Below are 25803 nucleotides of genomic sequence, written 5' to 3' on the forward strand. Positions count from 1 at the left end.
CTTGTAAATTAGTCTATGCTTTATGTCTGGGAATTGTACGTATACAAATTTTACTATGTTTACTTTACTACCGATAAGCGCACTGTATGTGTAGAACAACAAAGGAGTGGTGTCATTATGGAAATGCAAGATAAAGTCCAAAAAGAACTGTCGAAGATTAACGGAGAAGATAAGGATCAGATTTTAGAGAATTTCAATCGATTCAAACAGTATCTATCGGAAAAAGTGGAGCTTGGGGAAAATATGGGCTTAAGTGATGAAAAGCTCGCTAAAACGACCGAAATCGTTGCAAATTATCTCGCCAACCACGAAGAGCCTCGTAACCGTGAAGAAAAGGTTTTAATGGAACTTTGGAAGTCGGGGTCTAAAGAAGAGCAAGGCGTCCTTTCCCGCCTGCTATTGGAAATGGTTAGGAGAGCATAAGTAGGGAGGAAATTGCGATGGATAGTCAACGAGCACGTCAGATTGTGTCGTCGCCGGATGAAATCATGGTCAGTTATAACGGGGTGTCTGTCTGGATTGATAAAGTCCATGATGACGACCGGACAGCCACTGTTCATTTACGTCAGGCGATGGAAGAAAGATCAGAAGTTTCGATTTCCGAATTGAAGGAGCACTCATAATGACAAAAGCTGTCCAGAAATTCTCCGGACAGCTTTCGTATTCTTGCTATTTTATTATTGTCACCCGATATTCTCAACAATAATTTGTACAATCAACATAACCGTCACAACTCGTAAGATTGGCTTCACAAATTTTGGTTTCAGTTTCTCCGCAATCCGGACGCCAGTTTGTGCTCCTGCAATTGACCCTAACATTAACATAAGTGTAAGCGGCCAAATGATTTTTCCTGCTGCGATATAAGTGATCGCCGCCCCGAGACAACTTGAGAATGTAGCGAGTCGAACATAGCCGACTGCCTTTATATATGCCACTTTTAAATGGCCAAATAAATACAACATCAATGTGCCTTGCCCAGGTCCGAAAAGTCCATCATAAATTCCGATACTATACAATCCAGGCACACTCCATTTACCGAATTTCAATGTTTCCTGACCGTCAAAATCCCCTTTTCCAATGAACGATGTGATGAACGCAAATGATAAAAGAATAATCGCCACTATATATAAGTGATCTTCTGAAAGTTTTGTTGCAATGAACCCACCACTAATTCCACCTATTAAACTGACAGGCATAATCCAGAATGATTCTCGCAAAGAAATCTGCTTATGTCTTAAAAGGAATAGGAAACTCGAGAATGAACTGATCGTGTTGGATACTTTATTCGCGCCAATTGCAGAGTGGATCGGCACGCCGAGTAGCAGCATCGCAGGAAGACTAATCAATCCGCCTCCTCCAGCTAACGTACCGATTGTCGTTGCAATTGCACCGATGAAAAAGAGTGAAATATACTCCATAAAAGACACCCCCCTGTGTATAACTAAATTATACTCCTCTAATGTCCATTAGAAAAATCGATAGTTATTATACAAAGGGATAAGAATTTGTTATACAGTCAAAATTAATTAAAACCCGATATCATACTCTTCTCCGTCTTCATTAACCACTTTGAACTTGCTAACTGGATGTTTAAGACCGATCAGAGTATAAGGATTTACTTCATCACTGTTTGCTTCAATTTCGCGAACAGTAACGATTGTTTGGTCATCCAAGTAATCAACACTTACCGCTTCGAGTTCAAGATCGCGCGTCCCTGTTGAAATGACTACCATCTTTTTCCCTTCTGCAACATCAATCACTTTGAAGCCTTTACGCTCTGTTTTATCTTTTTGCAAATAGTTCACATATGCCCTGACAGCGGGCTCATCGTCAAGATTCTTCTTATTCATTACCCAATATCCCTTGCCACAGCCACTCAACAACATTATTACTATGAATAATCCAATCATTATTCTTTTCAATTTAAGCTCACCTTCCCCCTATATTTTTACAGATTTTTTTGTAATACGATCCGATGAATCCCTTCATCATCATAAAATGTTTCAAAAATATCAAACCCATGTTGAATGTTTAAAATCAACATATTTCTCCATTTATTTCTCGTCTTCGTTTCGATTATTGCATAGCCCGCTTCCTTAACGAGACGATGTTGGAGTTCCATAAGCTTAGAGGCAATCCCTCTTCCTCTGTATTCCTCGTTAACGGCCCCATACCAGCTGTAATAGCGGTCTTCTGAAAGACTATATCCAATCTTATAGCCGACCACCTCATCCTTCACAAGGGCAACAACAAAAAGAACACTCGGCTTTGAAGCTACTTTCTCCAATAATTCATCGCCATTAGCAAAAATTTGATTATGTACTTGTATAATCCCCTTCAATGTTTCCTCATCCGGCATTCCCCAGTAACTGTGAACGTGGACCATAGCAACATCCTCCTCTTCCAATATTATACTATGAATTTAATTTATTCATATCTCGAAATTAAGTAATCAATTTATCTCTTTCCACATACAGTAGACAAAAGATTCTGACTCAATAGAGAGGAGATAAAGAATGGACAAGATTTTAGAAACAATCGTCGGGTGGTTATGGGGGTTGCCGCTCATCTTTACAGTATTGTTTGTCGGGCTATACTTTACAATCGGCAGCAAGTTTTTTCAGATCAGTTATTTACCTCATATCTTCAAAGCAACGTTCGGTAAGCTCTTTACAAAAAAGGAAAAGCTTGAAAATGCAAAAGGCATATTGACGCCATTCCAGGCTGTCAGCACTGCAATTGGGGGCAGTGTCGGGGTCGGTAATATCGGAGGAGTGGCGACTGCCATTGCGGTAGGTGGTCCCGGCGCGGTATTTTGGATGTGGATTACAGCACTCTTAGGCATGATGACAAAAACGGTAGAAGTCACATTAGCTGTCCATTACCGCGGCACTGATGAAAAAGGCAATCCTTATGGCGGACCGACGTATTACATGGAAAAAGGATTAGGCGAGGAAAAGAAATTCAAGTATTGGAAAATACCTGCCATTCTTTTCGGATTCGGAATCTTCACGACATTTTTCATTACCCTACAAAACTATACGGTTTCTGAAGCAGTTAGCTCAACGTTTAATATCGGCATGATACCTTCTTCTCTCATTTACGTCACTCTCATTTACGTCATCATCTACGGGGGAATTAAGCGGATCGGCGAAATTGCGACGAAACTGATTCCCTTCATGAGCATCTTTTATGTACTTGCCTCTCTCTTTATCATCCTCAAGAATTTCGATCAAATCGGCCCAGTGTTTGCACTTATTTTTGACAGTGCCTTTACAGGAATGGCCGCAGTCGGAGGCTTTACGGGTGCAGTCATTGCTCAAGTGATCCGGATGGGAGTAGCCCGAGCAGTTTATAGTAACGAAGCTGGTTGGGGTACTTCACCGATGATCCACTCAACAGCGAAAACAAACCACCCAGTCAAGCAAGGAATGTGGGGAGCTATGGAAGTATTTGTCGATACAATCATTATCTGTTCGATGACTGCATTTACAATCATTATTACAGGTGCTTGGTCATCCGGCCTTGACGGAGCGGCACTCACATTATCGGCATTTGAAGCTGGTATCGGACAAACAGGCAGGTATATCATCGCTCTTTCCGTCTTCCTATTCGGCTTGACGACGACGACCGGCTGGTACACCTATTACGAAATCATTTTACGCCATCTATTTGGTGGAGAGAAGAAAGTAAAGGTGAAGAATAAAACCATTGCGTTCTATAAATGGCTCTATCCAGTTCCGGGCTTACTCATGGTCATCTATGCCGTCTACTATGACATGCCTGGAAAAGCTGTTTGGTATTTTGCAGATATCACGACTGCAATTCCGACATTCATCAATTTGATTGTCATCATGTTCTTAAGTAAGAAGTTCTTTGAGCTGCTGAGGGATTATAAAGCAAGGCATTTGAATATCGGCACGATTGATCCGAATTTTAATGTGTTTTATGAGGATAAGGTGAAGAAGTGAATGTAATTTAGTTGGAATGAGAACTTTTCGGAAAGAACGAGAAGTTTTAATAAAAGACGGTTGAAGATTAGTGTTTTACTATTCTTCAACCGTCTTTTTATTCATTTCCCTTTTTATTTTTGCAAGTGCTCCAATTTATCCGGATTGGACACCATGTAAATCCGAGAAATTTTATCGTCTTGAAACTCCATCGAGACGACATAAGCGACATAGTCATTAATTGACACGACTACGCCTGGGTACCCATTTACAACTTCGAAATCCATTCTTGAGTTTTCAGGCAGCTTTTTCATAATGCTTGTAAACAATAGGACAATGCGCTCTGATGTATGGATTGGATTTAGCGCAGCTTTTACTTTGCCGCCTCCGTCAGAAATAAAAATAGAATCTGTCTTCAATAACTCTAACATTTTGGGTATATTCCCTTTTTGAAGCGCTACTGTAAATTGTTCAATACTACTTTTCATTGATTGAAAATCCAATGTAGAAGTTTTCGGTCGATTATCCATACTTTTTTTAGCTCTATGAAAAATCTGCCTGCAATTGGTAGAGGACTTTTCAATAATAACAGCAATTTCTTCATAGCTATACTGGAAAACTTCCCTTAATAAGTAGACAGCCCGTTCATCTTCAGTTAACTGTTGTAAAAGCAAAAGATAAGCGGTCGAGATAGACTCCTTCATCAAATAAGTATGTGCAGGGTCATTTCTTACCTCTACTAATGGTTCTGGCAGCCACTCTCCAACATAAACCTCACGCTTACTTGCAGCCGATCTCAATTTGTCTATAGAGCTATTCATCATAATCTTACATAAATACGCTTTCTCGTTTTCAATTACTTTTTCACTACTAACATGGTCATATATTAAGAACACCTCTTGGACAAGATCTTCTGCATCTGTAATACTCCCAGTCATTCGGTAGGCGATTGAAAACAACAAAGGTTTATACGTTTGATACAATTGTTCAGTCTCCAAACACTTAACCTTCCTTCGCTAACGTTAGTTCGTTTGCTCGTAAAATCTCTAATGCTGCACGCTTCCCGCTCGCAACTGCGGCGTCAGCTAATACTTCTTCATGTCCTGCCCAATCTCCTGCTATAAAAATTCCTTTCATTTCTGGTATGCTCGGGCCAGGGTTTTCTCTTCTTTTTACATGTGGAAAGTCATACGTTACCGTTAGTTTCGGTAAAAATTGTTGCACCACAACTTCCTTTCGCCATCCAGGATGAAGCAAATCCATTACTGATTCTAATTGTTGCTTATCTTCGTTTACGTTTATTTCTTCCATTGGATTATGGTATTTCGTTAAACTTACTACCAATGTCCCGTCTTCACTTAACTTTGCTGCCCTTGATTGGTTCGTGAAAAACAAAGCTTGATCAAGTCCTATCGCAAATTGATGTTTTGGTGTAGGCAACTTATTAATCCCGATATCCAAACAGCATGCCGTAATAGGAATTGATTGTTCATTCCACAAACGCAAAGAAGTATGTTGTGCGCCATTCAACATGTTCATTGCCTCTTTGGGAGGGACTGCAATGATGCAAATGGGAACTTGAATGACCGTACCATCTGAGCATCGTATGATTTGATATTGCTCGTGATGTTCAATAATTGTTACATTTTTATTCGTTGCTATTTCAGCACCCCGCGCTTCTGCCTGCTTCATAAGTTTTTGAACAATTGTCTCCCAACCTCCATCGATATATAAGACACCTGCATGTAATGAACGCTTCACTTGCTTTAAAACTGGCCTTGCAAGCTGCAGTGTCGGGGCACACGTATAGGAAGACAATCGACAAATCGAATTAAATATATGCCTCACCATCGGATCGGATACTTCAGAATCTACCCACTGCTTGAGACTAACTTCGGGTATGGAATCAATATTTAACTTCATAATCTTTACCATTAGTTTGCCGAACATAAATTTAGCTTGCCATGATAATAGTGTAGATGACATGATAGAAGGTACATCTGTTGGTATGACATGAACAGCATGATTTAAAATGCCATGAATCTTAACAGCTTTCGTAGCATTTCCACCAGGAAGAGATATTCCTAGTTCGGTTATAATGTTTGCCGCATCCCCTGACACATACAAACCATGCGGTCCCAAGTTCATAAGAACCCCATTTTTATCATTGGTCATCGCCCTTCCACCTAGTCGTTTCGATTTTTCCAAAATAACGACCTTTTTTCCTTCCTGCGCCAAAAAATTAGCTGCTGTCAATCCAGCTAATCCGCCACCAATGATTGCAACATCATATTGAAGCATGAAAAACCCTCCTAATTTGTTTTGTAATCAAAACGAATGAGAAAGGGTTTTTGTGACAACTACTGTAAAAAATATTCCGCAATTCAGAGGAATTTCCCGTATCGTTATCAATTGGCTCTTTGAGGGTAAAATAATGAATAGAACGGACATTTTATAAAAAGGGGTAATAGTATATGAAATCGATAAAATGGATGCTAATAGTAGCAACAATCTCCATCCTTATCGCGGGATGCACTGATGCGAACGAAGAGGACGGGAAAGAAGCGATGGGGAACAATTCACCAGTTACCGACGATATAGAAGATGCAGGAACAACGGATAACAGTACAACCGACAGTGACTCTTCAACTACCGATGGAAATACCGATAATTCTTCTGCCGAATCCTTGGAGGATGAACAAAAGCAGATGGCGATTGATATGCTCAACGACTTGGTTAATGATGCGAAGGAAGGGAAAGTCTACCGCCCAGACCAAGGATTCATAATTGGAAAGACGAAACGGAATGACATAGTAAAAGCAATTGGAGAGCCTGAGGAAAAGATAGGCGGCTATGATCATTACCATGGCTCAATGGGCAATCCTTCAGTCGCATTCAAATATGACGGAAAGGACGTGCTTGAGGAAGCACGCTACTTCGGAACAAATGTGGAACGCCAAACAAATCTAGGCGGGATCACTGAGGAGAATTTGATCGAGCAACTCGGCAAACCTGCGGACAGTCGCCGAATCGAGTCGACTGGAGAGAAGAATATTCGTTATCATCTTAATGACTTTGAACTGCAGTTCGTCATCGGCAAAGACGGGACGCCAGATCATGTAAATTTGAAGAAATGGCGGTAATCCCTACCTGTTCATGAATTGGAAGCGTCCCATGGCGAGACGCTTCCATTGCCAACTATTCATTTAATACGAATAAAAAGGTGTTTTTTTATATCAAAACATCCATCTTTCCCTCTCGCTTCACAAGACAATAAATAATAATGAAGCTTACAATAATCATGCTGCCGTAAGATATAACGGCTAGCCATTCGGGATTCCAGATAAGAATCATATACGGTAATAAACGATTCAGTCCGAATATAAGGAATCCTACAATGAACGGGATTTGAATGCCGATTAAGGACACCAAATTTGGAACTACATTTGAAAAACTCATGGAAAGAGTGACGAATATAAATCCGATCAAGTAAATTGCAGCAATACAAAGCATGATAAATTGAAAGAATGTCGGATCGTACCAAGATTGATTGCCAATAAAAGTGTTGACACGCACATTAAAAAACATAGATGTATCATTCGACGAATACAAGACGAAATAGACAGCCAACAAACCAGTAACAATAGTGAATGTGGCGATATATCCGGCCAAGAGTTTCGTCTTGAAAAGATTCCTTCCCTTTTTGGACGTGTACTGCAACGGAAGCAGCCCTCTTGAACGGTCCCTCAAAATAGTTGGCGAAGTAACTAACACAACGCTGAACAGAATAGCAACACCGACATTGACAATGAAGTCCTGAAAATTAGTAATTACCAATTCAGGATATATGTCGAATTTCTCTTTTACAATCAATTCTTCATAACGGGCTCTCTGGCTATCAGAAAGCATATCAGGAATATCTTCTCTATGGTTATAAAATTCCATCAACCTTTCAAACTCTTGCAACTCCCAAAAGAGATCTATTTTATTATAGAAAACAACATCATCTCGAAGATTGCGCGCTTCTTGGGATGCATTATCCCAATCATATGCTTGGAATTTTTCATATGTATCTATCCCCTCTGCAATAAAATCCTCTCTAGTTTCCAAATATCGATTTGTTTCTTCCACTTTTTCCGCGTACATGTTACTAAAGTCAGTAAACTCATTTTCATCCATCGTCACACCATATTTCTCTACCATTTCAACTCCGATGTTATACGAATAAACCGCGCTGCCGTTCGGGAAATGCTTGATATCAAATTCAATCAATAAAAAATATAGCACGCTATTGATAAACAACAACAATAGCATCGTTTTCCACGTGAAAATTTTCTTCAATTCATTCCATAAAATTATCATTGCTGCACCTCCTCATGAAATATCAATCTTACTGAAACGTTTATACGACATATAACAAACTGCAATCGTAATCATCATCCAACAGCTTATGGTCATCCATTCGAAGTTTTGAAATAGGATCAATCCGCTGCTTCCCATGAACGAAGATGTAACTGCCAAGAGTATAGTCGGCAATGTATACGCAGAGACGAATAACAAGATTGAAGACTTTGGAATAAAGCTTGGTAATAGCCATACAAGGACGAATAATGCTGTGACCAAAAAGAAAGTAATGTAGCTGTTTTTCACCGCAACTGAACATGCAAATGTCAAACCTGAAAATAGCAGTAGCGAGATGAAAACAAGTACAATCACACCGATTAAAAAGGTCCCTACGGTTAGATCCCACCAAGCTACATACGGAAAATTATATTCCCAGTTGAATGCGCTGCTGATGGATGTTTGCCATACATGCGTGTAATCAAAAACAGTGAAAAACGTTCCAAGTGTTAGCGAGAATAGGAAGACTGCAATAGATGCAGCCATTGCCAAAGAAGCCAGAAGCTTGTTCTTCATCAGCTCTCTGCCGCGTTTCGTGGTGAATGCAACTAAATGCGTCTTGTTTTCAAACTCAAACGTCGTAATCATTGCTGTCGTCAAGGCAATTAATAGAAGAGATTCGATAATGATATGCAGAAAGACCGTCTTAAAAAGAAAGGTATGCATGAAATATGCTTTTCCCGCGAAAAACCATTGCTTATGTTCCCCGTTGTTCACCATTTCCTCGAATCGTTCAGAGAACTGCTTGTTTTCATTCAGAAATATTTCGGCAGCTTTGCCACTAAGGCCGTACCGCTCAATCTCTATTTCGGCAAATTTTCGTATGTCAATTTCTTCATAGCTATCATCTATTGAATTTGCCATGTTCAAATACATTTCTTTCAGTTGCAGCTGGTGAAAAAACTCCCATTGTTCTTCGCTATACTTCTCTTGATCCTCAAATCGCAATCCGTCCAAAAAATCATAAATGCTGCTGAATTGCTGTCCCGTGATATCCATTAACTTTACGAGATCAAGTTGGATATCCTTTTCGAATTGATTCAATGAAGTGTCTGTAATATCCATGCCGTATTGAGCAATGATTTCATTCGTCATCTTCAATTCTTCTTTATGGTCGGACGAACTTATGATGATAAATAGATTAAAAGCAGAAAATACGATGAGCAGTGCAATCAATATAGGCGATGACAGTGCCTTCTTACATTCATGGAAGATAATTCGCATCATACTTCCCCTTCGATTTCATCACGGTATTCGTAAAGGAAAACATCCTCCAGCTGTGGCGCCACTGGCTTCCATTCAGGCTCGGGCACGCCTTTATGAATGAACCGGACAATCATCTTGCCATACTCTTGCTTCTCGGTAAGAAGGACATATTTCTTCCGGAATACATCCATCAGTTCAAAATCAACGGTTGTTTCAAACACATTGCCTTTCAAAGTTGAACAAATATCCTCAACAGAATCCTTATAATACAACTGTTTGTTTTTGATCATTATAATTTCATTCGCAATCGATTCTATATCCGATACGATATGGGTAGATATAATAACGAGTCTGTCACGAGCAAGTTCAGTGAGTAAATGACGGAATCGCGCCCTTTCTTTCGGATCAAGGCCAGCTGTCGGCTCGTCCAAAATCAGGATTTCCGGGTCGTTCAGCAATGCTTGTGCAATGCCGACGCGTTGTATCATTCCACCCGAAAATTTCTTCATTTTTTTATTCACTACATCACCCAAAGCGACTTTTTCCATCAGCTCCTCGATTTTTTTGAGTGCCTCTTTTTTGCCGATTCCTTTCAATGCCGCTAAATATAACATATATTGCTTTGGCGAATAATTTTTGTAATAGCCGAATTGCTGTGGCAAATATCCTAACAGTTCACGATAATTCTCGTCCATCTCGAGGATGTTTTTCCCGTTATAATGGATTTCCCCTTCGCTCGGCGTAATCAAAGTCGCCAACATTTTGATTAGCGTCGTTTTCCCCGCACCATTCGGAGCAAGCAATCCATATAGACCTGTGTTGAATTCCAAATTGATATTTTGCAATGCGGTAAAATCCCCATAACGCTTGCTCACATCTTTCACGACTAACATATTAAAATACCCCTTCCGTCTGTTTGAAAATGATTAGTTTTTTTAAGTAGTTCATATACAAGATCAGACAACCAATTAGAACGACTGCGTAAATGAATACTGGAATATGGAGGAGCATGCCATTGTAATACTCGTTATTGACTGATCTCAAGATGTTGTTTCCGAGTAGCCATACAGTAATCGTCACGATGACAATTCCTTTTGTCCTCCGGTTCATGAGGGCGATCGAAAGAATGATGGAGAACAGGAATAGTGATGTACCGGAAATCATGAATGCTCGTAAGAAGTGAATTTCTTCATATTTCATGACAATGAGAGCAATCGCAAGCGTATTCAGAATCATTGTCGAAACGCTAAACGCCAGCATCCGGAAGGCAATGACTTGATAGACGTTGTATTTACAAGCCATTTCCACGTCATAGGTGGCATTTTGTGTTTTATTCATGTACGTATAGATTGAAAAGGCAAGGAACAGAATTGGTGATAAAAGGAAAATATAGGCATACAGATTTTGTACATCACCATGAATTGGCATGATGAGAAATAGGCTGTATAATCCGATGGCAATCATTGCAATGAAGCTCAGCTCCAATCGGTCAGATAACAGATGCCGCCATCCGACTTGTTGAACCATTGATTGCAAATAGGAAATGAACGTTTCCTTCTTCACTAAGCCTTGAAAGACAATTTGACTGATCTGCCTTTCAATGGTGCTGTCATCTGGTATCGGGATATGTAATTTATCTCTCTTCAATGTTCGCCGCCTCCATTTCTTTACGGATCCACTTCAGTGCTACGTAGTATCTCGTTTTGACAGTTGATAAGGGGATGGCTTCAATGGCCGCAATCTCCTTTAACGTATAGCCGCCAAATAGCTTGAGACGAATAACTTGTTGAGAATGTGCATCAAGTCGATTCACCACTGCATTAACAAATTCGAATTGTTCTTTGTGTTCAATCTCGATTTCCAAATTGTATTCATCTTCAACTTCCTGATGAATGTCTTCAATTGGCTGCGTAAATTGTGCATATCGATAGTGCTTAGAGCGGAAATAATCGACTATTCGGTTAGAGGCTATTCTGTATAGCCACGTCCTGAACGATGCTTTTTTCGGGTCGTATGCATGAATAGATTGCAAGACAGTGATGAATAACTCTTGCGTTACATCTAAGGACAGATCCGGATCGAGCGTCTGCTTGTAATGAAAAGCATACATTTCCTTATAATATTTTGAGACTAGATTATTTGCCGCAGACTCACTGGCATTCTTCTTTATCTGTTTGATCCAGCGTAGGTCGTTATCCATTCATTGATCACATGCTTTCCGATATCTTTGCCTATAAGTATATTCGTATTTTCTTTGGAAAAGGTTTTAAGTTTTTATGAGAATAAAAAAAGGATTCCCTCGTGGAGAATCCTTTCACTCATTTATGAGCTTTTCGTTCGATTTATGCGTGAGCTGGTTATGCTTTTTTCGGCCTTATCAATGGTAGCAATGAGTCGGATAGCAAGTGCAATTCATGCATTGGTCTTGTCATCGCTACGTACAAAAGCTTCCGATCGATCGGATGGTCGCGGAATGGTTCATCGAACGCGGCGATGATGACGGCGTCGAATTCAAGGCCTTTTGATAAATGGCTTGGCACGATTAACAAGCAGTCGCCGTTTATGTCGGAGTCCTCGCCTAACAATTGGACAGGTAAGCCGGCTTTTTCAAGTTGCTTATAAATAGCCCCCGCCTCTTTCCTTGTTTTACAAATTAAAGCGATCGATCGATGTCCCCTGCTTTTAATCGCTTCATGAATTTCATTCACCTTTGAAGCATCGAGTGTTTGCATTTCGTAAAACTCCGGCTCTCTTCCGTGGCGGACAACCGGTTCGACAAGCGGAAGATCCTCTTCCATCTGCTCCAGAACCTTGTTTGCCAACTGCATAATTTCGATTGTCGTCCGGTAGCTTTTTTGCAATGTTGTATACGTGGCCCGCGGGAACATTTCCTTCACAGGTTCCCATGATGTCAATGCCCTGTAACTATGGATTCCTTGTGCCATGTCCCCGACCATCGTGAACATATCCGTTTCTAATCCGTCTTGCAGTGCTGCCAGCTGGAATTCGCTGTAGTCTTGCACTTCATCAATGAAGACGACTCGCATTTTCCATTTATCCGTCACACCTTTCAACTTGGCGTGGAGAAAATAGAGAGCTGCCAGGTCTTCCGTCTCCCATGCATCACTAACGTGCGCGGCAAAAAAAGCATCCCTTTCCGAATCGGACCAGTGGCATGCCAGTTCTTTATGTAATTGAGGTTTTGTTAACCAATCCCTGTACAGTTTTTTAATATTAAACTTATTAAATCTCTTCATGTAAGTGGAAACGGTTTTCTTCCCTTCCTTTTCAATAGAAGGAAGCCGTTCGTCACGCTCATCCATAACCCTTGTAATACGTGCCTTCCGCTTCACATCATCACGTATACCATACAACGCTTTATCGAGCGCTTCTTCATATTTGTCGGATAAGAGCTTATACAGCTGTTTTCGCTTTCGGTTCACTTCACTCTGCATAATGAGCTTAATACGTTCGATCCTTTTTTCAAGAGGCATATATTTGAAGTCTTCTAGGAATAACTTCTTCAAACGGCTTGCGCGCATAATTCGGTATTTTTCAATATAGACATCTTCAAAGAGGGCTGCTGTTTCTTGTTCCAGCTTATTAACATACCTTTGCATGATTTCACGATAGTGAAGCGTTCCTTTCATGCGGGCAATGAAAAGTTGTTCTTCATCTACCGATGCAGCTGCGGTCAACAGCTCCAGCTTTTTATTCGGGTCAGTTAATTTCAACTTCAGACCTGTAGCGTCAAGTACATACTCGGCGAATGTCGTTTGGCATATTCGCCCGACTCCCAACTCTGGCAGCACTTCTCCGATATATTCCATGAACAATCGGCTAGGTGCCAAAATCATCAGCTTCTCTGAAGGGAAATCGGTGCCCATCGTATAAAGGAAATAGGAGATCCGGTGAAGGGCGATCGTCGTCTTCCCACTGCCCGCAGCGCCTTGAACGATGATCGGCTGTTTCAGATTTGCCCTAATGATTTCGTTTTGCTCTGCTTGGATGGTTGAAACAATTTCCGTTAAACGGACATCTGCTTTCCCTGATAGTGCTTCCTGAAGCAGTTCATCATTCGTCGTTAAATCAATATCAAGGACGTCCAGCAATTCTCCTTCTTCGATTTTGTACTGCCGTTTCGAAAAAAGATGTCCACTAATTTCTTCATCCCGCACTTTATACGTCAAGTCTCCTAATCTTCCATCATAGTAAACATTTGCGACAGGCGACCGCCAATCGACGATGATTGGTTCTTGGGTTTCCTGATGAAAGACGGATGTTTTTCCAATATAGAGGAATTCATCCTTTTCCCCTTCAGTCTGGAAATGAATGCGAGCGAAATAAGGCTTTTGCTGAATCGCTTCGAGCCCTTCCTTCTGGGAACGGGCCATTTCAAAAAATCGGGTGTTCGTCAAAATATTGATGTAGCTTAAACTAGAATCCAAATAGTCCAAGTCGGCCATCGCATGTCGGATTTCATCTTGCGAGGATTGCACATCACGCATCGACTCTTCCAAGAGCTTTTGCATATAGTGCTTCGTGTAGTCAAGGCGCTGCAATTCGAACTCAAAATCGGGATGTTTCTGCATAGACAGTCCTCCGTTTTGCGTATTTTGCGTCCTGCTCTTCTAGGTGAGATGTTGGGGTTAAAATGAAACAGAAATTGATTGTACCATTATGGAATGTTTTAGGCAATATGATTTATTCAGAATCATTATAATCATACTTCACGTTAATTAAAAAAAGCCCCGTTTTGAAAAACGGGGACATACCAGTTCTATACAAATGTTCTTACATAGACAATTCAACAGGGAAAAACTCGGTCCGTTGCTGTTCACGCTTGTCGAGCATAATTTGATCCGGTTTAATGCCTTGCTCACGTAGCACTTCGATATTCTGCACGAGAAATTCGTCGCTGCCGACAATATAGAAGAGGCCTTCCTTGTCTGCAGCAAGATTTTTCACTTCTTCATAATAATCTTTACGATTATCAACGAACTGGACAGTGAACTTCTTATCAGCTGCAGGTGCAAACACATCAGGGAACAAGAAATCTTTTGTTGAATCAATGTTCAGGGAATGGATTTGATTGACGTTATCAGCACGGTCGAAATAATCGAGTACAAGCGGTCTAAAAGTTGCCAATCCGACTCCTGAAGAGAGGAGGTACACATTTTTGTCTTCTCTTTTTAGCGGAACATTCGAATGGATTTTAAATATGGCAACTTCATCTCCAATTTTATGATTTCTTAACGTCGATTTAAATTCAGAACACTGCTCTTTAATGCGTGTTGTTATGCCGATCGAGTTTTCATGCGGCAGCGTAGAGATGGACATGTGACGGATCAAGCTGCGGTTTGGTTTATCCCCAGCATTAAAGCCTTCCAGTGCCAAGTGGATGTGGGAACCTTCTTCCCATGTAAGGCCATCCGGACAGTCTAGCAAGTACGTTTTAACCTCAGGCGCTTCTTCAATTATCTCTTTTATTTTTGTCCAATAGATTTGCATATTATCTATTCCCCTTTTTCAATTTTTCGTATTCTTACTATCCACTATACAGCAAGTGATAATGATTATCAATTTCAATCATTTGATAAGAGAGCAGCACATTCATGAAATAAAAAATCTCCACGCCTTTTGTTTGGCGTGGAGATTTTATCACACTGTAAAACGTCCCATATCGTTTTGCAGTTTTTCTGCTACTCCGGAAAGTGTTTGTGCACTTGAAGCGATTTCTTGGTTGGAAGCTAGTTGTTCTTCTGTTGCCGCACTCGTGGACTGAGCCTCGGCAGACGATTGAATTGCTAGTTCTTGCACTTTTTTCGAGCTTTCCATCACTTGCTCGCTCATCGTGCGGATATGTTCGATAGCGGTAGAAACTGTTTGGACTTTGTCGCTGACATCCTGAGACGCCATTTCAATTCGATCGAACACCGCATGAGCCTGCTCTGTGATATTAACTCCGTCTCGCACACGGTCGTTTCCGGCTTCTGCACTTTCAACAGCCCTTGAAACGTTTTGAATAACTGCTTCAATCATCCGTCCGATTTCTTCGGCAGAATCCTTCGATTGCTCGGCAAGGTTTCGGACTTCATTCGCGACAACAGCGAAGCCTTTGCCTTGTTCTCCAGCTCGTGCCGCTTCAATCGCAGCATTCAGCGCTAGTAAATTCGTTTGCTCGGCAATTCCTGTAATAAGACCTGTTACATTTCGGATATTTTCCGAATGGACGGACAAGTCGGTAATGATACTTGCAGAGTTTCGGATTGATGCTGATATGCTGGACATCTGATCTGTTACATCTTTCATAAGATTCGCGCCTTCTCCCACAAGGCGGGACACTTCATCTGAAGATGCAAGCATCGATTCATTGTTATTTGTAATTTGATTTATACCATTTGTCATTTCAGCCATCGCTTGAGAAGAATCGTTGACAAGGTTAACTTGCATATCACTTGCAAGCAAATTCTTTTCGGCGATTTCAGCTACCATTTCGGAAGCAGCAAGGCTTTCTTCGGAACTTGCTGTTAATTGCTCCGCTTGGGCCGCCAATTGATGTGATGTATCCCTACTGCTCATAATGGCACTGCGTAAATCAGACTTCATCTCATTGAAAGCTGTTGCCATTTCACCTATTTCATCACGATTTTTAATATGTAAAGGCTCTAAAGCTAAATTTCCTTGTGCCAGTTGCTTTAAAGCGACTGTCATCTTTGTAACTGGCTTTGTGATACTTTTACTAATAATATACGCAATGATCATACTTAGAATTGCTACTAATCCAAGAAGGCCGATAATGAAAATGCCAGTTGATTTTAATCTTTTATCAATCATTTTTTCAACATCAACCATCTGCTCGTGTTGGCGAGAAATCAATTTATCCGCCTTATTTATTATAAGTGACTGATAGGGCTCCGCTTCTTCGGCATACATTAGCGCTTCATCATCCTTGGCGTTATTAAAAGCGGCAATTGCTTTTTCAGAGAGATTATTATATTGTTCAGATGCGATTTTTAATTCATTGAGCAACGTAATGCTTTCTTCTGTGTGAAGTGAAGATTCAATTTCATTCACTATTTCATCAGTTGTTTCAAGCAGTTCCTTGCGATTCTTCAAGTATTTTGTTTCTTTATAAAGTAAATAGCCCCGCAAATCATTTGAAAGCTCTTTTTGATTGGTTGATAGCTGTTCTAATAAGATAACTTTTTCCATCTGGTCATCAATAAGCGACCTATACTTCCCCGCAATGTCTGGAATGGTCAAATAATTTAAAACACCTGAAATGACCATCAAAACTAATAGTAATAAAAAACCTGTCCACAACTTTTTACTTACTGAATATCTCATTGTTTTCCTCCTATAATAGTAGCCTTCCATATTATAAACTACTATCTTTTACTCGTATAGACATAGGTAGATAGAATGTAAAAATCAGTCGGAAGTACCCTGACATATTAATTTATAATGAACATGATGATAATAATAGTCTTTTTTAACTAAAAAAACCGTACCGAGCCATTCCACTCTGTACGGTTTCACTTCAATTATTTTTTTTTCGGAATTTCACTTTCCACGATAATTCGTCTTTTTCCAAGCCGATGCCTATCCATCCGTCATTCAATAAATACTGCTGCTTCATCACATCGGACATATCCACCTTGACAGTGAGTGAACCTGTTTTACTATCTTCACAAAGCTTTTTCATCAATGTATATCTAAGTAGATTTCCATATTTCTTTTCTAATTTAATTATGTGCATATGTAATGCAAACTTATCTTTTAAGCTTGCAATATTGAAAGGGGCTACAGTGGCGAATACATATCGATGACGATCTCTGTCAACTTGCTTTATAAGAAGTTCGCCAAGAATTTGCTGGAGGCTGTTCCCTCTATAATCCGGGTCCACATTTGTCACTTCCGAATACAATGCGAAAGGCAGTTCAGACTCCGGCAAGCCAGCATCTCTCCCTAAATGATGTTCGTCAATTTCCGGTTCGAGCATCGCTCTGAACGCGACGAGACGGTCATCATGCATAGCCCCGATCATTGAGCCATTGCCGTTCAATATGTAACGGAATTCCTCGTCGGACAAAGGTTGCAAAAAAGAAGTGACTTCCAAGGAAGCAATCACTCTTTCCTGCAATTCCTTAATTACCGGAAGGTCGCTCAGAGCCAATTCTCTAATCGTCACCTGTTGGCCATTTCGTAAGATTATTTCTTTCTTCATCCAACCACCTTCTCCGAAAAGACAGTCAGTTTTTCCAAGACAGCATCATCAACATCTACACCCAGACCCGGCTTTTCAGTCAAACGAATGAAAGGAACGTCATATTTCAAGTTTCCGATATCTTCGCTGAACTTCAATGGCCCAGTCAATTCGACGCTTGTCATGATTTTTTTAGAAAAGGCAACGTGGAATCCAGCTGCTGAACCGACTGACGATTCAACCATTGAGCCGACTTGACATTCGATTCCCGCCATTTCAGCCATATGGGCAAGTTTCATTGCCGGATAAATACCGCCGCATTTCATCAATTTAATGTTCACTTTATCTGCGGCACGTTTAGCGATGATTTCCCTCATTTCACGATTTCCGCGCAAGCCTTCATCAATCATGATAGGCACGGACGTTTTCGTTTTTATCTCCACCATTGCGTCGATATCATCCGCTTTCACCGGCTGTTCCAACCAATCGAGCGAACAATTTTCAAGTTTTCGTAACGCTTGCAACGTCGCCGAGCTGTTTACCCATCCTTGATTTACATCAATGCGGATGGCGATTGACTCACCAACCTGTTCGCGGACAGCTTGAATTCGTTTCACATCTTCCAGTACATCGGTGCCGACTTTCATTTTTAACGAACGATATCCTTCTTGGACGCGCTGTTCCGCTTCTTTGGCCATATGTTCCGGTGTACCGATGCTCAGTACGTGTGTGATTGGGAATTCATCATGGTACCTCCCGCCTAACAAATCATAGACAGGAACACCTAACGCTTTTCCGACAGCGTCGTAGCAAGCTATATCAATTGCGGCTTTCGCTGCAGGCACACCATAAATTTCCGCGTCCATACGCTCGTGAATCTTTTCCATATGGGCAGGATTCATGCCGATGAGCTTCGGCGCAAGCGTATTTTTGAGGACAGCATATGTACTTTCCCAACTTTCCCCTGTGACATGCTCATCTGCCACTGACTCGCCATATCCGACAATATCATTATCTGTTGTCAGTTTGACGATGATGGAAGGCATTGTGTCGTATCTTGCGTAGCTTATAATGAACGGTTCATGTAAAGGCAGGTTGATTGCATATATTTCGATTTCTTTAATTTTCAAGATGTGTCTTCCTTTCACAATGGCAATTGTTTTTTATTATTGTATCATTGTCAGGATTTCGATGAAAGAATGGACTAGGCAGGGGTTTGCTTTGGACGCGTGACGACTTGCTTTGGACGAAGAGTGATTGACTTTGGACGCGCGACGGCTTCCTTTGGACGTGGAGTAGCTGACTTTGGACGCGCGACGACTTGCTTTGGACGAAGAGTGAATGACTTTGGACGCGCGACGGCTTCCTTTGGACGTGGAGTGAACGATTTTGGACGCGCGACGGCTTCCTTTGGACGTGGAGTGAACGATTTTGGACGCGCGACGGCTTGCTTTAAACAAAAACGGCAGGAAGCAATCTCCCGCCGTTTTACTTTCAATTATTCATTCTTCGTGGCTGAACTGCCATTCGATGCCAAATTGGTCTTTCAACGAGCCGTAGCTTTTGCTCCAAAACGTTTCCTGAAGATCCATCACTACAGTTCCGTCTTGCTTTAACTTATCAAAGGCATTTTTGATTAGCTCGACATCATTGCTGACAAAGGCAAGGCTGACATTGTTTCCTTCGATAAAAGGAGAACCTGGAAAAGTATCAGAGAACATGACTCTGCTTCCATTAATATTCAACCTTGTATGCATAACCAAGTTTTTAGCTTCTTCAGGCAGTTGATAATCAGGATGTTGTGGAGTCTCACCAAATGTCATAATTTCAGGTTTCTCCGTATTGAAGACCTCCGCATAATACTCGACCGCTTGCCTGCAATTTCCATTGAAATTCAAATAGACTTCTACTGCCATTGCCATTACCCCTTCCCTAATATTCATTCAATTCAGTTTACCATGTACAAGCCCTCTTGCAAATCGATAATGAATCAAAATGGAAACAATATCGGAATAGCGATCATCATAACGACAAGCATGATGAATTGAAGCGGCACGCCAATTTTTACAAAGTCTTTGAATTGGTAGCCGCCAGCAGTCATGACGAGCGCATTCGTCGGTGAGGCGACTGGAGTTGAGAATGCCATGCTTGCCCCGACCGCGACTGCAATGAGAAACGGATAAGGACTGACGCCAATGCTGAGGGCAGCGCTTAATCCAATCGGCGCAAACAAGACAGCTGTCGCGGTATTACTAATGAATTGACCAAAAGTCATTGTCAATAGGAAGATTCCCCCTAGCACGCCCAATGGTCCGAGTCCGCCGAGCAATTGGATGATTCCTTCTGAAAGCAACACCATTCCGCCTGTATTTTCAAGCGCGGTTGCCATCGGAAGCATAGCTCCGATAAGGATGATACTTTCCCAGTTGATTTGCCCGTATGCGTCATCCATATTCCGTACGCAACCTGTTAAAATCATTAGTGTAGCGCCAATCAATACAGAAATGACTGCCGGAAACACTTCAAACACCATGAGCAGAACCATTAAAATCATAATGGCACCCGCGATCGACGCCTTCCCGCTCGCAGCCGCCATGCTTGCATGTTCCTTCGGCTGGCCGATGACGACAACGTTATTCGTTTCACGTGAAAGCAATTCGATCGAATCCCAAGATCCTTGAACGAGAAGGGCATCTCCAAACCGGAGTTTTTGCTTCGACATATCTTTCACGACATACTCACCTTGACGGTTGATGCCTAGAATATTCAAATTGTACTTTTCGCGGAAGTTGATTGTTCGGAGCGTCTCATTTATTAACTTTGAATGCGGAGTAAGCAGCACTTCCGCGATGCCGAGCTGCTTCGAAACGAGCTCATCCGTCTCAGACGTACCTCGTTCCATCGCCAGCCCGTAATCTTCGATGAATTGTTCCACATTATCGGCCGATCCTTGCACGTAAAGTCGGTCCTTCGGCTGAATAATGCTGTTTGGCCCCGCCATCTCTTGATAGGTCATCGGCAATAAATTCAGACCTTCCTTCGATTTCCTACTTATTTTTAAAATACATAACTTATACGTCGCAGGGATCTTCAATTGAGCGAGCCGCTTCCCAATCATTTCAGACCCTTCTGGAATTTTTACTACATACAAGTTTCCTCCAAGCTTATAGTCAGCCGCCAATTGCTTCGTCGATAGCTTTTGAGCCTGATTGGAATTGGACGCCTTCTTCCCTTTCGGCAGCAATGAATTTCGGATCGAATACAAATAAATGAGGCCGATGATAACCCCGATGACACCGATTGGGGTGATTTGAAAAAAGCCAAGTTTCTCATACCCATTATCAACAAGCATTTGACTGATGATCAAATTGGGCGGTGATGCAATAAGCGTGAGCAATCCTGAGAAGCTTGCCATATAGGAAAGCGGAATCAAATACTTTGACGGGCTGCTGTTAATACTGATGGCAATACTAATGACAATTGGCAGCATAAGGGCGACTGTTCCTGTATTGCTCATGAATGCGCCCACTGAAGCGACAATGACCAAGAGGAGAATGAACAGCCGTTCCTCACTATCACCTGAATACCGCAATAATAATGTACCGGCCATTTGTGCTAGCCCAGTCCGCAAAATACCGGCTCCTATTACAAATAGGGCAGCAATCATAATGACGACTGAGTTGGAGAAACCGGATAACGCTTCTACGGGCGTTAAGATACCCGTCAGAACGAAAGCGAGCAAGGCGAGAATCGCGACGAGATCCGCGCGTATTTTATTCGTCATGAATAAAACGACCGTAATTCCTAAAATGATGAATGTAAGCGTGAGTTGCACAGGCACCTCGTTCCTTTCTTCATATCATTACAACCATTGTAGTATAGAAAGAAAACAAGCACCGACCGGTAACGTACATTTACGTGAACAATTTTATTCGGTCAACTTTCTATCCCCACGGGGGCACTTCTTCTTATCGAAAGATATGGCCTTCCTTCATCCCATCGAATTTTAACGTGAACGTTGTATGTTTCTGTCAGCAATTCATCCGTCATTACATCCTCTTTCTTTCCGGATGCCACAATCCTTCCTTCTTTTAAAAGAAGGACATGGGTAATGTCTTCGACCAATTCCTCGACGTGGTGCGACACATAGACGAGATGACAGTCATTTTTCGTAACAACTTGCAACGTATGTAAAAATTGCTCCCTTGATAATATATCTAAACCGGAACATGGTTCATCCATAATGAGCATTCGTGGTTTATTCATGAGTGCTCTAGCAATTAAAATCCGACGTTTTTCACCTTCTGAAAGCGAGTTAATGCGCTTTCCTCTTAAGTAGGATAACCGGAAATCATGCAACAGCTCGTCCGCTCTTTCCCAATCAACAGGGGATGGATGCTCATACAAGCCGAAACTCGCAAACTTACCACTAATGATAACTCGCTCGACCGTGTCATTTTGAAACATTTGCGCGAATCGCTCCAACGAACTGCTTACAAAGCCGATCTCTTTTCGTAGTTCCGGTAGGTTCGTTTCACCAAATCGGTTACCTAGAACGTGAACCTCTCCTTCAGTCGGAAATTGATGTGCGGATATAATATTGAGAAGCGACGTTTTACCGGAACCATTCAACCCTAAAATCGCCCAGTGCTCATTCTCCCTGATCGTCCAATCGATATTTGTAAGAATCTCCTTATCGCCTCTGCGAAACATTACTTTCTCCATGTCAATTACGTTTTGCATTGTACGTCACTCACTTCCATAGTTTTATTGAAAAACGGCAGATCCTGTTCGATCCACCGTTCCATTTATTCGTCTATCGGCTTAAAATTCACGAGAGAGATTCCCGTAATCCTAATCTTTTGCCCTTCTGTCAATTTCACGCGGCTTTTTGATCCGGTCTCAATGCCACCAATTACTTCATAAAGGACAGGTTCCTTCCCCTCTTCGTGAAGTTCCAAATATCCGAGACCGTACTCACTGCCAAATATATATTCACCAGCTTCAATATCTAGTCCTACTTCCCAAATACCTGCATTTAAGTCAGTAGACAGCTGTGTCGGTATCGGTACGAAACTGACGTAATCATACCCACCATCCGCAAAAACAGTATATGTACCGTCAATATCGACTGTTAAACTGCCGACTCCCGCTGAATGTCCTAGTATTTCACGAATGACAAGATCTCCGTTTTTATCATAAATAAAAATGTTTCCTACTGGATATCCCGTGATTGAATATCTCCCCGGTTGAAGAGTAACCTTGACTCCTTCTTTCGTATAGACCTCGCTTTCAACCTGTTCAGCGTTTTCGTTGCTACGATCCACTGTCGTGTAAATTGCCGGGTTCACTTTTCCGATCAATGCATCCTTTTCAGGACCAACAATTTCAAAGTTCTTCTCATAAGGAATTAACTTTTCGGGTTCCGATTTTTGTAAAGGATGACATGCCGACAGGATCAGTAGGCATGAGGCAATTAAAATCGTTGGACCTGTCTTGCCGCCTAACAATTGGAACCATTTCTGCATAGTGTTTTTCATAATACTCCACCGTTCCTTATTTTCCATTGAGGTCGCATCCTTTGCCATCTTATCAGTTTGATGGTAATGCGACTTCCCCTTTTCGGATGTATAGAAGTTTATTCCGCCCGTACAGAATAGCTACGGCTAGCAGATTGAGACCTACTAACCAACGAAAAGAATGTTTGAAGTCCAATTTTTCATTGCCGAATTCCATAGCTGCTTCCCCATTCAAAACGGAGCTAATGTCGATAAATTTCAATGGATATAGCCAATTGAATTTCACATCCGCGACACTCATTACATCGGGCAGCAGTAAAATGACAAGCATCGCCAAAATGGTCGCGTATAAATTCTTCGTCATGACATTGATGAGAACAAATACGAGCAACAGGAATAAGGCAATTAACGCAAATGCGATGAACATGTAAGTTAAATACCTAATTGTCGATACCGCAATGTAATCCATGTCTTGATAAATAAGAATAGGCGTGGTGAAGTTTCCCCATTCCGTTTTTTGGGCAACATAATAACCACCGATCAGTACGCCAAGACCTAGGAATAACATAACTTGGACTAGATGGATAGCAACCTTGCTGCTTACCTTTTGCATAAAGGATATCGGAAAGCCTCCAACAACTGATCGATGTCGCTGGTCATTCAACAACATACTGCTTCCGATTATTAATACGAAAATACAAAATAGCAAACCGCTGATCATGCTCAATGCAACGGGCAAATAATTGCTGGCTACGAATGGATTTGGCACTAGCGGCAATTTATGTACTTTGTAATAGCGCAAAATCGCCAATTCTTTTTGAATGACATTCTTTGGAATCACATAGTTAGGATGGATTCCTTTGTTTCCCAACTCATGTAATTCGAGGCGCAATTCGTTCAATTTAATGCCATCTTCAATATATTTGTCATAATCGTCTTTCTTCCATAAATAAAACCTTTGCATATTAATCAATGAAGATTGTTGGGTCAAGTTGGTATAGATTGCTTCTCCTTCTGCCGTCTCCCGCAATTCCTCAGGAAACGCATTAAACACTGTATGGAAATGCTGTGCTTCCTCGTTTTTGAGTCTCTGCATATCTTTAATGTCAATTTGACTGTATTGGGAGTAGTACAAAGGGAAAAACAGGATGAGACCAATTCCAAGCAACCAGTTTTTCCGATTATGGAGCAATAGTTTTGTTTCAAATAATAAATACTTCCAAAACATAATTGTATCCTTCCTCGTTCATATTTTTCACTCAAAATAGAAACGTCGTTTATTAATGATCTTTGAAAGTGCGAATAGCACAAGTTCAATAACAGCAATCGTTACTAGCAATACGATAATACCTTTCGTATATGTAATCGTCTCTGTATTTAATAGAAAGTTCTTATCCCCGTTTACAATTTTACCGAAATCAAAATACGTTTGAGGAAAGAAACTAATATCTTTTCCGAAAATCTCTCTTGTCGTTCTTGAAACGAATAGGCGGTCTGAGAAGAGAATTAAACTGCTGACTAGCAAGACGAGCCATTCATTTTTAAACAGAAGACCTAAAATGACGTTCAATCGGATAAAGAGGAAGATTAATAGAGGAACGACTATTAGTGTTTTTCCTAAAAAGACTGCAATTGAAATGACATCATAATCTTCGAATGTAAAAGTTTCTTGTGCGATCATGATGGGAACATGTAAATCGAAATAACCAAAGCCGAATTGCACACTCATCACGACAACCCCTGCAACAAGGATTCCGATAATAACGAGCAACGAATAGAAGAATGCGGATAGTGATTTCAAGTTCAATTGGCGATACCAGGATAGAGGAACGCCTTGCAATACCGATCGATTTTTGCGGTCTCTCGATAACATATCACTGCTGAAAAAGATTGCACAAAATAAGATAAATAGTATCCCATTCGTCTGTAGGAACTTTTGCAATGCTTGCAACCCTGTCTTTTCATACATCAAACCATATGTAATAGGATAGTCATTCGTTAAATAATCTTCATATCGCATCATCGTTTGCTTATATAAATGAGAGCGATCTTTCCCTGGGTATGGAGATAGCGCAAAAAGGTTTTCATCTGACGTATATTCATATTCATTTCCTAATAGGGAAAAGTTCCTTAAATAAAGCAACCGTGGATAGTTGTTATCCTCATACGCTGTAAGCATTGCGTGATTCAGTTTGTAATAGTATGCATTATAGGCATAGACAGGCATGCCTGTCATCTTGATAATGCCCGTATTTCCCTTTGCTTCCCTTAATTCTTGTTCCACTTCTAGATCTATTAAATAGCTTCTAACTTCGTCAGGCTTATATGTTTCTTTTGTCTCTTCGTTCGGCAGCAAAATAATACAATAGCTCAGCAATAATACACTGATGAACAAAAGAAAAGGTATATTACGCCTGCTTCTGCCTGTTATAAGAAATTCATGCTTCAAATAATTACGGTTCATCCCAGCTTCCCCTTTTGGTCGTTAAGTATTAAGAAAAAAGTGCCTAAAGGCAAG

General features: G+C 41.1%; 26 protein-coding genes. 4 read left to right on the forward strand and 22 right to left on the reverse strand.

Annotated elements, in window-relative coordinates:
- Nucleotides 1–117 precede the first annotated feature (117 nt).
- On the forward strand, nucleotides 118–423 hold the full coding sequence (locus ACR65H_RS08405) for a DUF3243 domain-containing protein (protein WP_440499721.1): 306 nt from the start codon (nucleotides 118–120) through the stop codon (nucleotides 421–423).
- A 17-nt stretch (nucleotides 424–440) separates the two neighbouring features.
- Complete coding sequence (locus ACR65H_RS08410; protein ID WP_440499722.1) at nucleotides 441–623, forward strand: H-type small acid-soluble spore protein; 183 nt, start codon at nucleotides 441–443, stop codon at nucleotides 621–623.
- Nucleotides 624–683: 60 nt separating this feature from the next.
- Here ACR65H_RS08410 and ACR65H_RS08415 read toward each other — a convergent pair whose 3' ends face one another.
- The 3 genes from ACR65H_RS08415 to ACR65H_RS08425 form a co-directional block, all read right to left on the reverse strand.
- On the reverse strand, nucleotides 684–1418 hold the full coding sequence (locus ACR65H_RS08415) for a sulfite exporter TauE/SafE family protein (RefSeq protein WP_440499723.1): 735 nt from the start codon (nucleotides 1416–1418) through the stop codon (nucleotides 684–686).
- Between the two features lie 108 nt (nucleotides 1419–1526).
- A complete protein-coding gene (locus ACR65H_RS08420; RefSeq protein WP_440499724.1) occupies nucleotides 1527–1850 on the reverse strand; it encodes a hypothetical protein in 324 nt (107 codons plus the stop codon).
- A gap of 98 nt (nucleotides 1851–1948) precedes the next feature.
- Nucleotides 1949–2386, reverse strand: a complete 438-nt coding sequence (locus tag ACR65H_RS08425) for a GNAT family N-acetyltransferase (protein ID WP_440499725.1) — start codon at nucleotides 2384–2386, stop codon at nucleotides 1949–1951.
- Between the two features lie 130 nt (nucleotides 2387–2516).
- Between ACR65H_RS08425 and ACR65H_RS08430 the strand changes: the two genes are divergently transcribed.
- Nucleotides 2517–3971 carry an alanine/glycine:cation symporter family protein gene (locus tag ACR65H_RS08430; protein WP_440499726.1) on the forward strand — a complete coding sequence of 485 codons (1455 nt, stop codon included), beginning with the start codon at nucleotides 2517–2519 and terminating at the stop codon, nucleotides 3969–3971.
- 113 nt (nucleotides 3972–4084) lie between these two features.
- Here ACR65H_RS08430 and ACR65H_RS08435 read toward each other — a convergent pair whose 3' ends face one another.
- Nucleotides 4085–4948 (reverse strand): RNA polymerase sigma-70 factor, encoded by an 864-nt coding sequence (locus tag ACR65H_RS08435; RefSeq protein WP_440499727.1) that lies wholly within the window; start codon nucleotides 4946–4948, stop codon nucleotides 4085–4087.
- A 4-nt stretch (nucleotides 4949–4952) separates the two neighbouring features.
- Nucleotides 4953–6251 (reverse strand): phytoene desaturase family protein, encoded by a 1299-nt coding sequence (locus tag ACR65H_RS08440; RefSeq protein WP_440499728.1) that lies wholly within the window; start codon nucleotides 6249–6251, stop codon nucleotides 4953–4955.
- A gap of 173 nt (nucleotides 6252–6424) precedes the next feature.
- Between ACR65H_RS08440 and ACR65H_RS08445 the strand changes: the two genes are divergently transcribed.
- Nucleotides 6425–7093, forward strand: coding sequence for a YjgB family protein (locus ACR65H_RS08445; protein ID WP_440499729.1), 669 nt, complete (start codon nucleotides 6425–6427; stop codon nucleotides 7091–7093).
- 88 nt (nucleotides 7094–7181) lie between these two features.
- Here ACR65H_RS08445 and ACR65H_RS08450 read toward each other — a convergent pair whose 3' ends face one another.
- From ACR65H_RS08450 to ACR65H_RS08530, 17 genes are all read right to left on the reverse strand, one after another.
- Nucleotides 7182–8312 carry a hypothetical protein gene (locus ACR65H_RS08450; protein WP_440499730.1) on the reverse strand — a complete coding sequence of 377 codons (1131 nt, stop codon included), beginning with the start codon at nucleotides 8310–8312 and terminating at the stop codon, nucleotides 7182–7184.
- A gap of 12 nt (nucleotides 8313–8324) precedes the next feature.
- Nucleotides 8325–9575 (reverse strand): hypothetical protein, encoded by a 1251-nt coding sequence (locus ACR65H_RS08455; RefSeq protein ID WP_440499731.1) that lies wholly within the window; start codon nucleotides 9573–9575, stop codon nucleotides 8325–8327.
- Nucleotides 9575–10450, reverse strand: a complete 876-nt coding sequence (locus ACR65H_RS08460) for an ABC transporter ATP-binding protein (RefSeq protein WP_440499732.1) — start codon at nucleotides 10448–10450, stop codon at nucleotides 9575–9577. The genes ACR65H_RS08455 and ACR65H_RS08460 overlap by 1 nt, the downstream gene beginning before the upstream one ends.
- 1 nt (nucleotide 10451) lies before the next feature.
- Nucleotides 10452–11204, reverse strand: a complete 753-nt coding sequence (locus ACR65H_RS08465) for a hypothetical protein (RefSeq protein WP_440499733.1) — start codon at nucleotides 11202–11204, stop codon at nucleotides 10452–10454.
- On the reverse strand, nucleotides 11191–11757 hold the full coding sequence (locus ACR65H_RS08470) for an RNA polymerase sigma factor (RefSeq protein ID WP_440499734.1): 567 nt from the start codon (nucleotides 11755–11757) through the stop codon (nucleotides 11191–11193). Before ACR65H_RS08470 ends, ACR65H_RS08465 begins: the two co-directional genes overlap by 14 nt.
- A gap of 157 nt (nucleotides 11758–11914) precedes the next feature.
- Entirely contained in the window at nucleotides 11915–14149 is a 2235-nt protein-coding gene (gene helD / locus ACR65H_RS08475; RefSeq protein WP_440499735.1) for an RNA polymerase recycling motor HelD, read from the reverse strand.
- 202 nt (nucleotides 14150–14351) lie between these two features.
- Entirely contained in the window at nucleotides 14352–15068 is a 717-nt protein-coding gene (locus ACR65H_RS08480) for a ferredoxin--NADP reductase (RefSeq protein WP_440499736.1), read from the reverse strand.
- A gap of 150 nt (nucleotides 15069–15218) precedes the next feature.
- Nucleotides 15219–16907, reverse strand: coding sequence for a methyl-accepting chemotaxis protein (locus ACR65H_RS08485; protein WP_440499737.1), 1689 nt, complete (start codon nucleotides 16905–16907; stop codon nucleotides 15219–15221).
- 193 nt (nucleotides 16908–17100) lie between these two features.
- Nucleotides 17101–17787: a GNAT family N-acetyltransferase gene (locus tag ACR65H_RS08490; RefSeq protein WP_440499738.1), complete on the reverse strand. Its 687-nt coding sequence runs from the start codon at nucleotides 17785–17787 to the stop codon at nucleotides 17101–17103.
- On the reverse strand, nucleotides 17784–18896 hold the full coding sequence (locus tag ACR65H_RS08495; RefSeq protein WP_440499739.1) for a mandelate racemase/muconate lactonizing enzyme family protein: 1113 nt from the start codon (nucleotides 18894–18896) through the stop codon (nucleotides 17784–17786). Before ACR65H_RS08495 ends, ACR65H_RS08490 begins: the two co-directional genes overlap by 4 nt.
- A 74-nt stretch (nucleotides 18897–18970) precedes the next feature.
- The gene (locus ACR65H_RS08500; RefSeq protein ID WP_440499740.1) at nucleotides 18971–19264 is read right to left on the reverse strand and encodes a hypothetical protein; all 294 of its coding nucleotides are present in this window, start codon (nucleotides 19262–19264) and stop codon (nucleotides 18971–18973) included.
- A gap of 4 nt (nucleotides 19265–19268) precedes the next feature.
- Nucleotides 19269–19682 (reverse strand): VOC family protein, encoded by a 414-nt coding sequence (locus ACR65H_RS08505; protein ID WP_440499741.1) that lies wholly within the window; start codon nucleotides 19680–19682, stop codon nucleotides 19269–19271.
- A gap of 74 nt (nucleotides 19683–19756) precedes the next feature.
- Complete coding sequence (locus ACR65H_RS08510) at nucleotides 19757–21607, reverse strand: SLC13 family permease (protein WP_440499742.1); 1851 nt, start codon at nucleotides 21605–21607, stop codon at nucleotides 19757–19759.
- 95 nt (nucleotides 21608–21702) lie between these two features.
- The gene (locus ACR65H_RS08515; RefSeq protein WP_440499743.1) at nucleotides 21703–22509 is read right to left on the reverse strand and encodes an ABC transporter ATP-binding protein; all 807 of its coding nucleotides are present in this window, start codon (nucleotides 22507–22509) and stop codon (nucleotides 21703–21705) included.
- A gap of 65 nt (nucleotides 22510–22574) precedes the next feature.
- Complete coding sequence (locus ACR65H_RS08520) at nucleotides 22575–23333, reverse strand: hypothetical protein (RefSeq protein WP_440499744.1); 759 nt, start codon at nucleotides 23331–23333, stop codon at nucleotides 22575–22577.
- Between the two features lie 25 nt (nucleotides 23334–23358).
- Entirely contained in the window at nucleotides 23359–24513 is a 1155-nt protein-coding gene (locus ACR65H_RS08525; protein ID WP_440499745.1) for a hypothetical protein, read from the reverse strand.
- Between the two features lie 27 nt (nucleotides 24514–24540).
- A complete protein-coding gene (locus ACR65H_RS08530) occupies nucleotides 24541–25749 on the reverse strand; it encodes a hypothetical protein (protein ID WP_440499746.1) in 1209 nt (402 codons plus the stop codon).
- Between the last annotated feature and the right edge of the window lie 54 nt (nucleotides 25750–25803).

The organism is Sporosarcina sp. SAFN-015 (assembly GCF_059415085.1).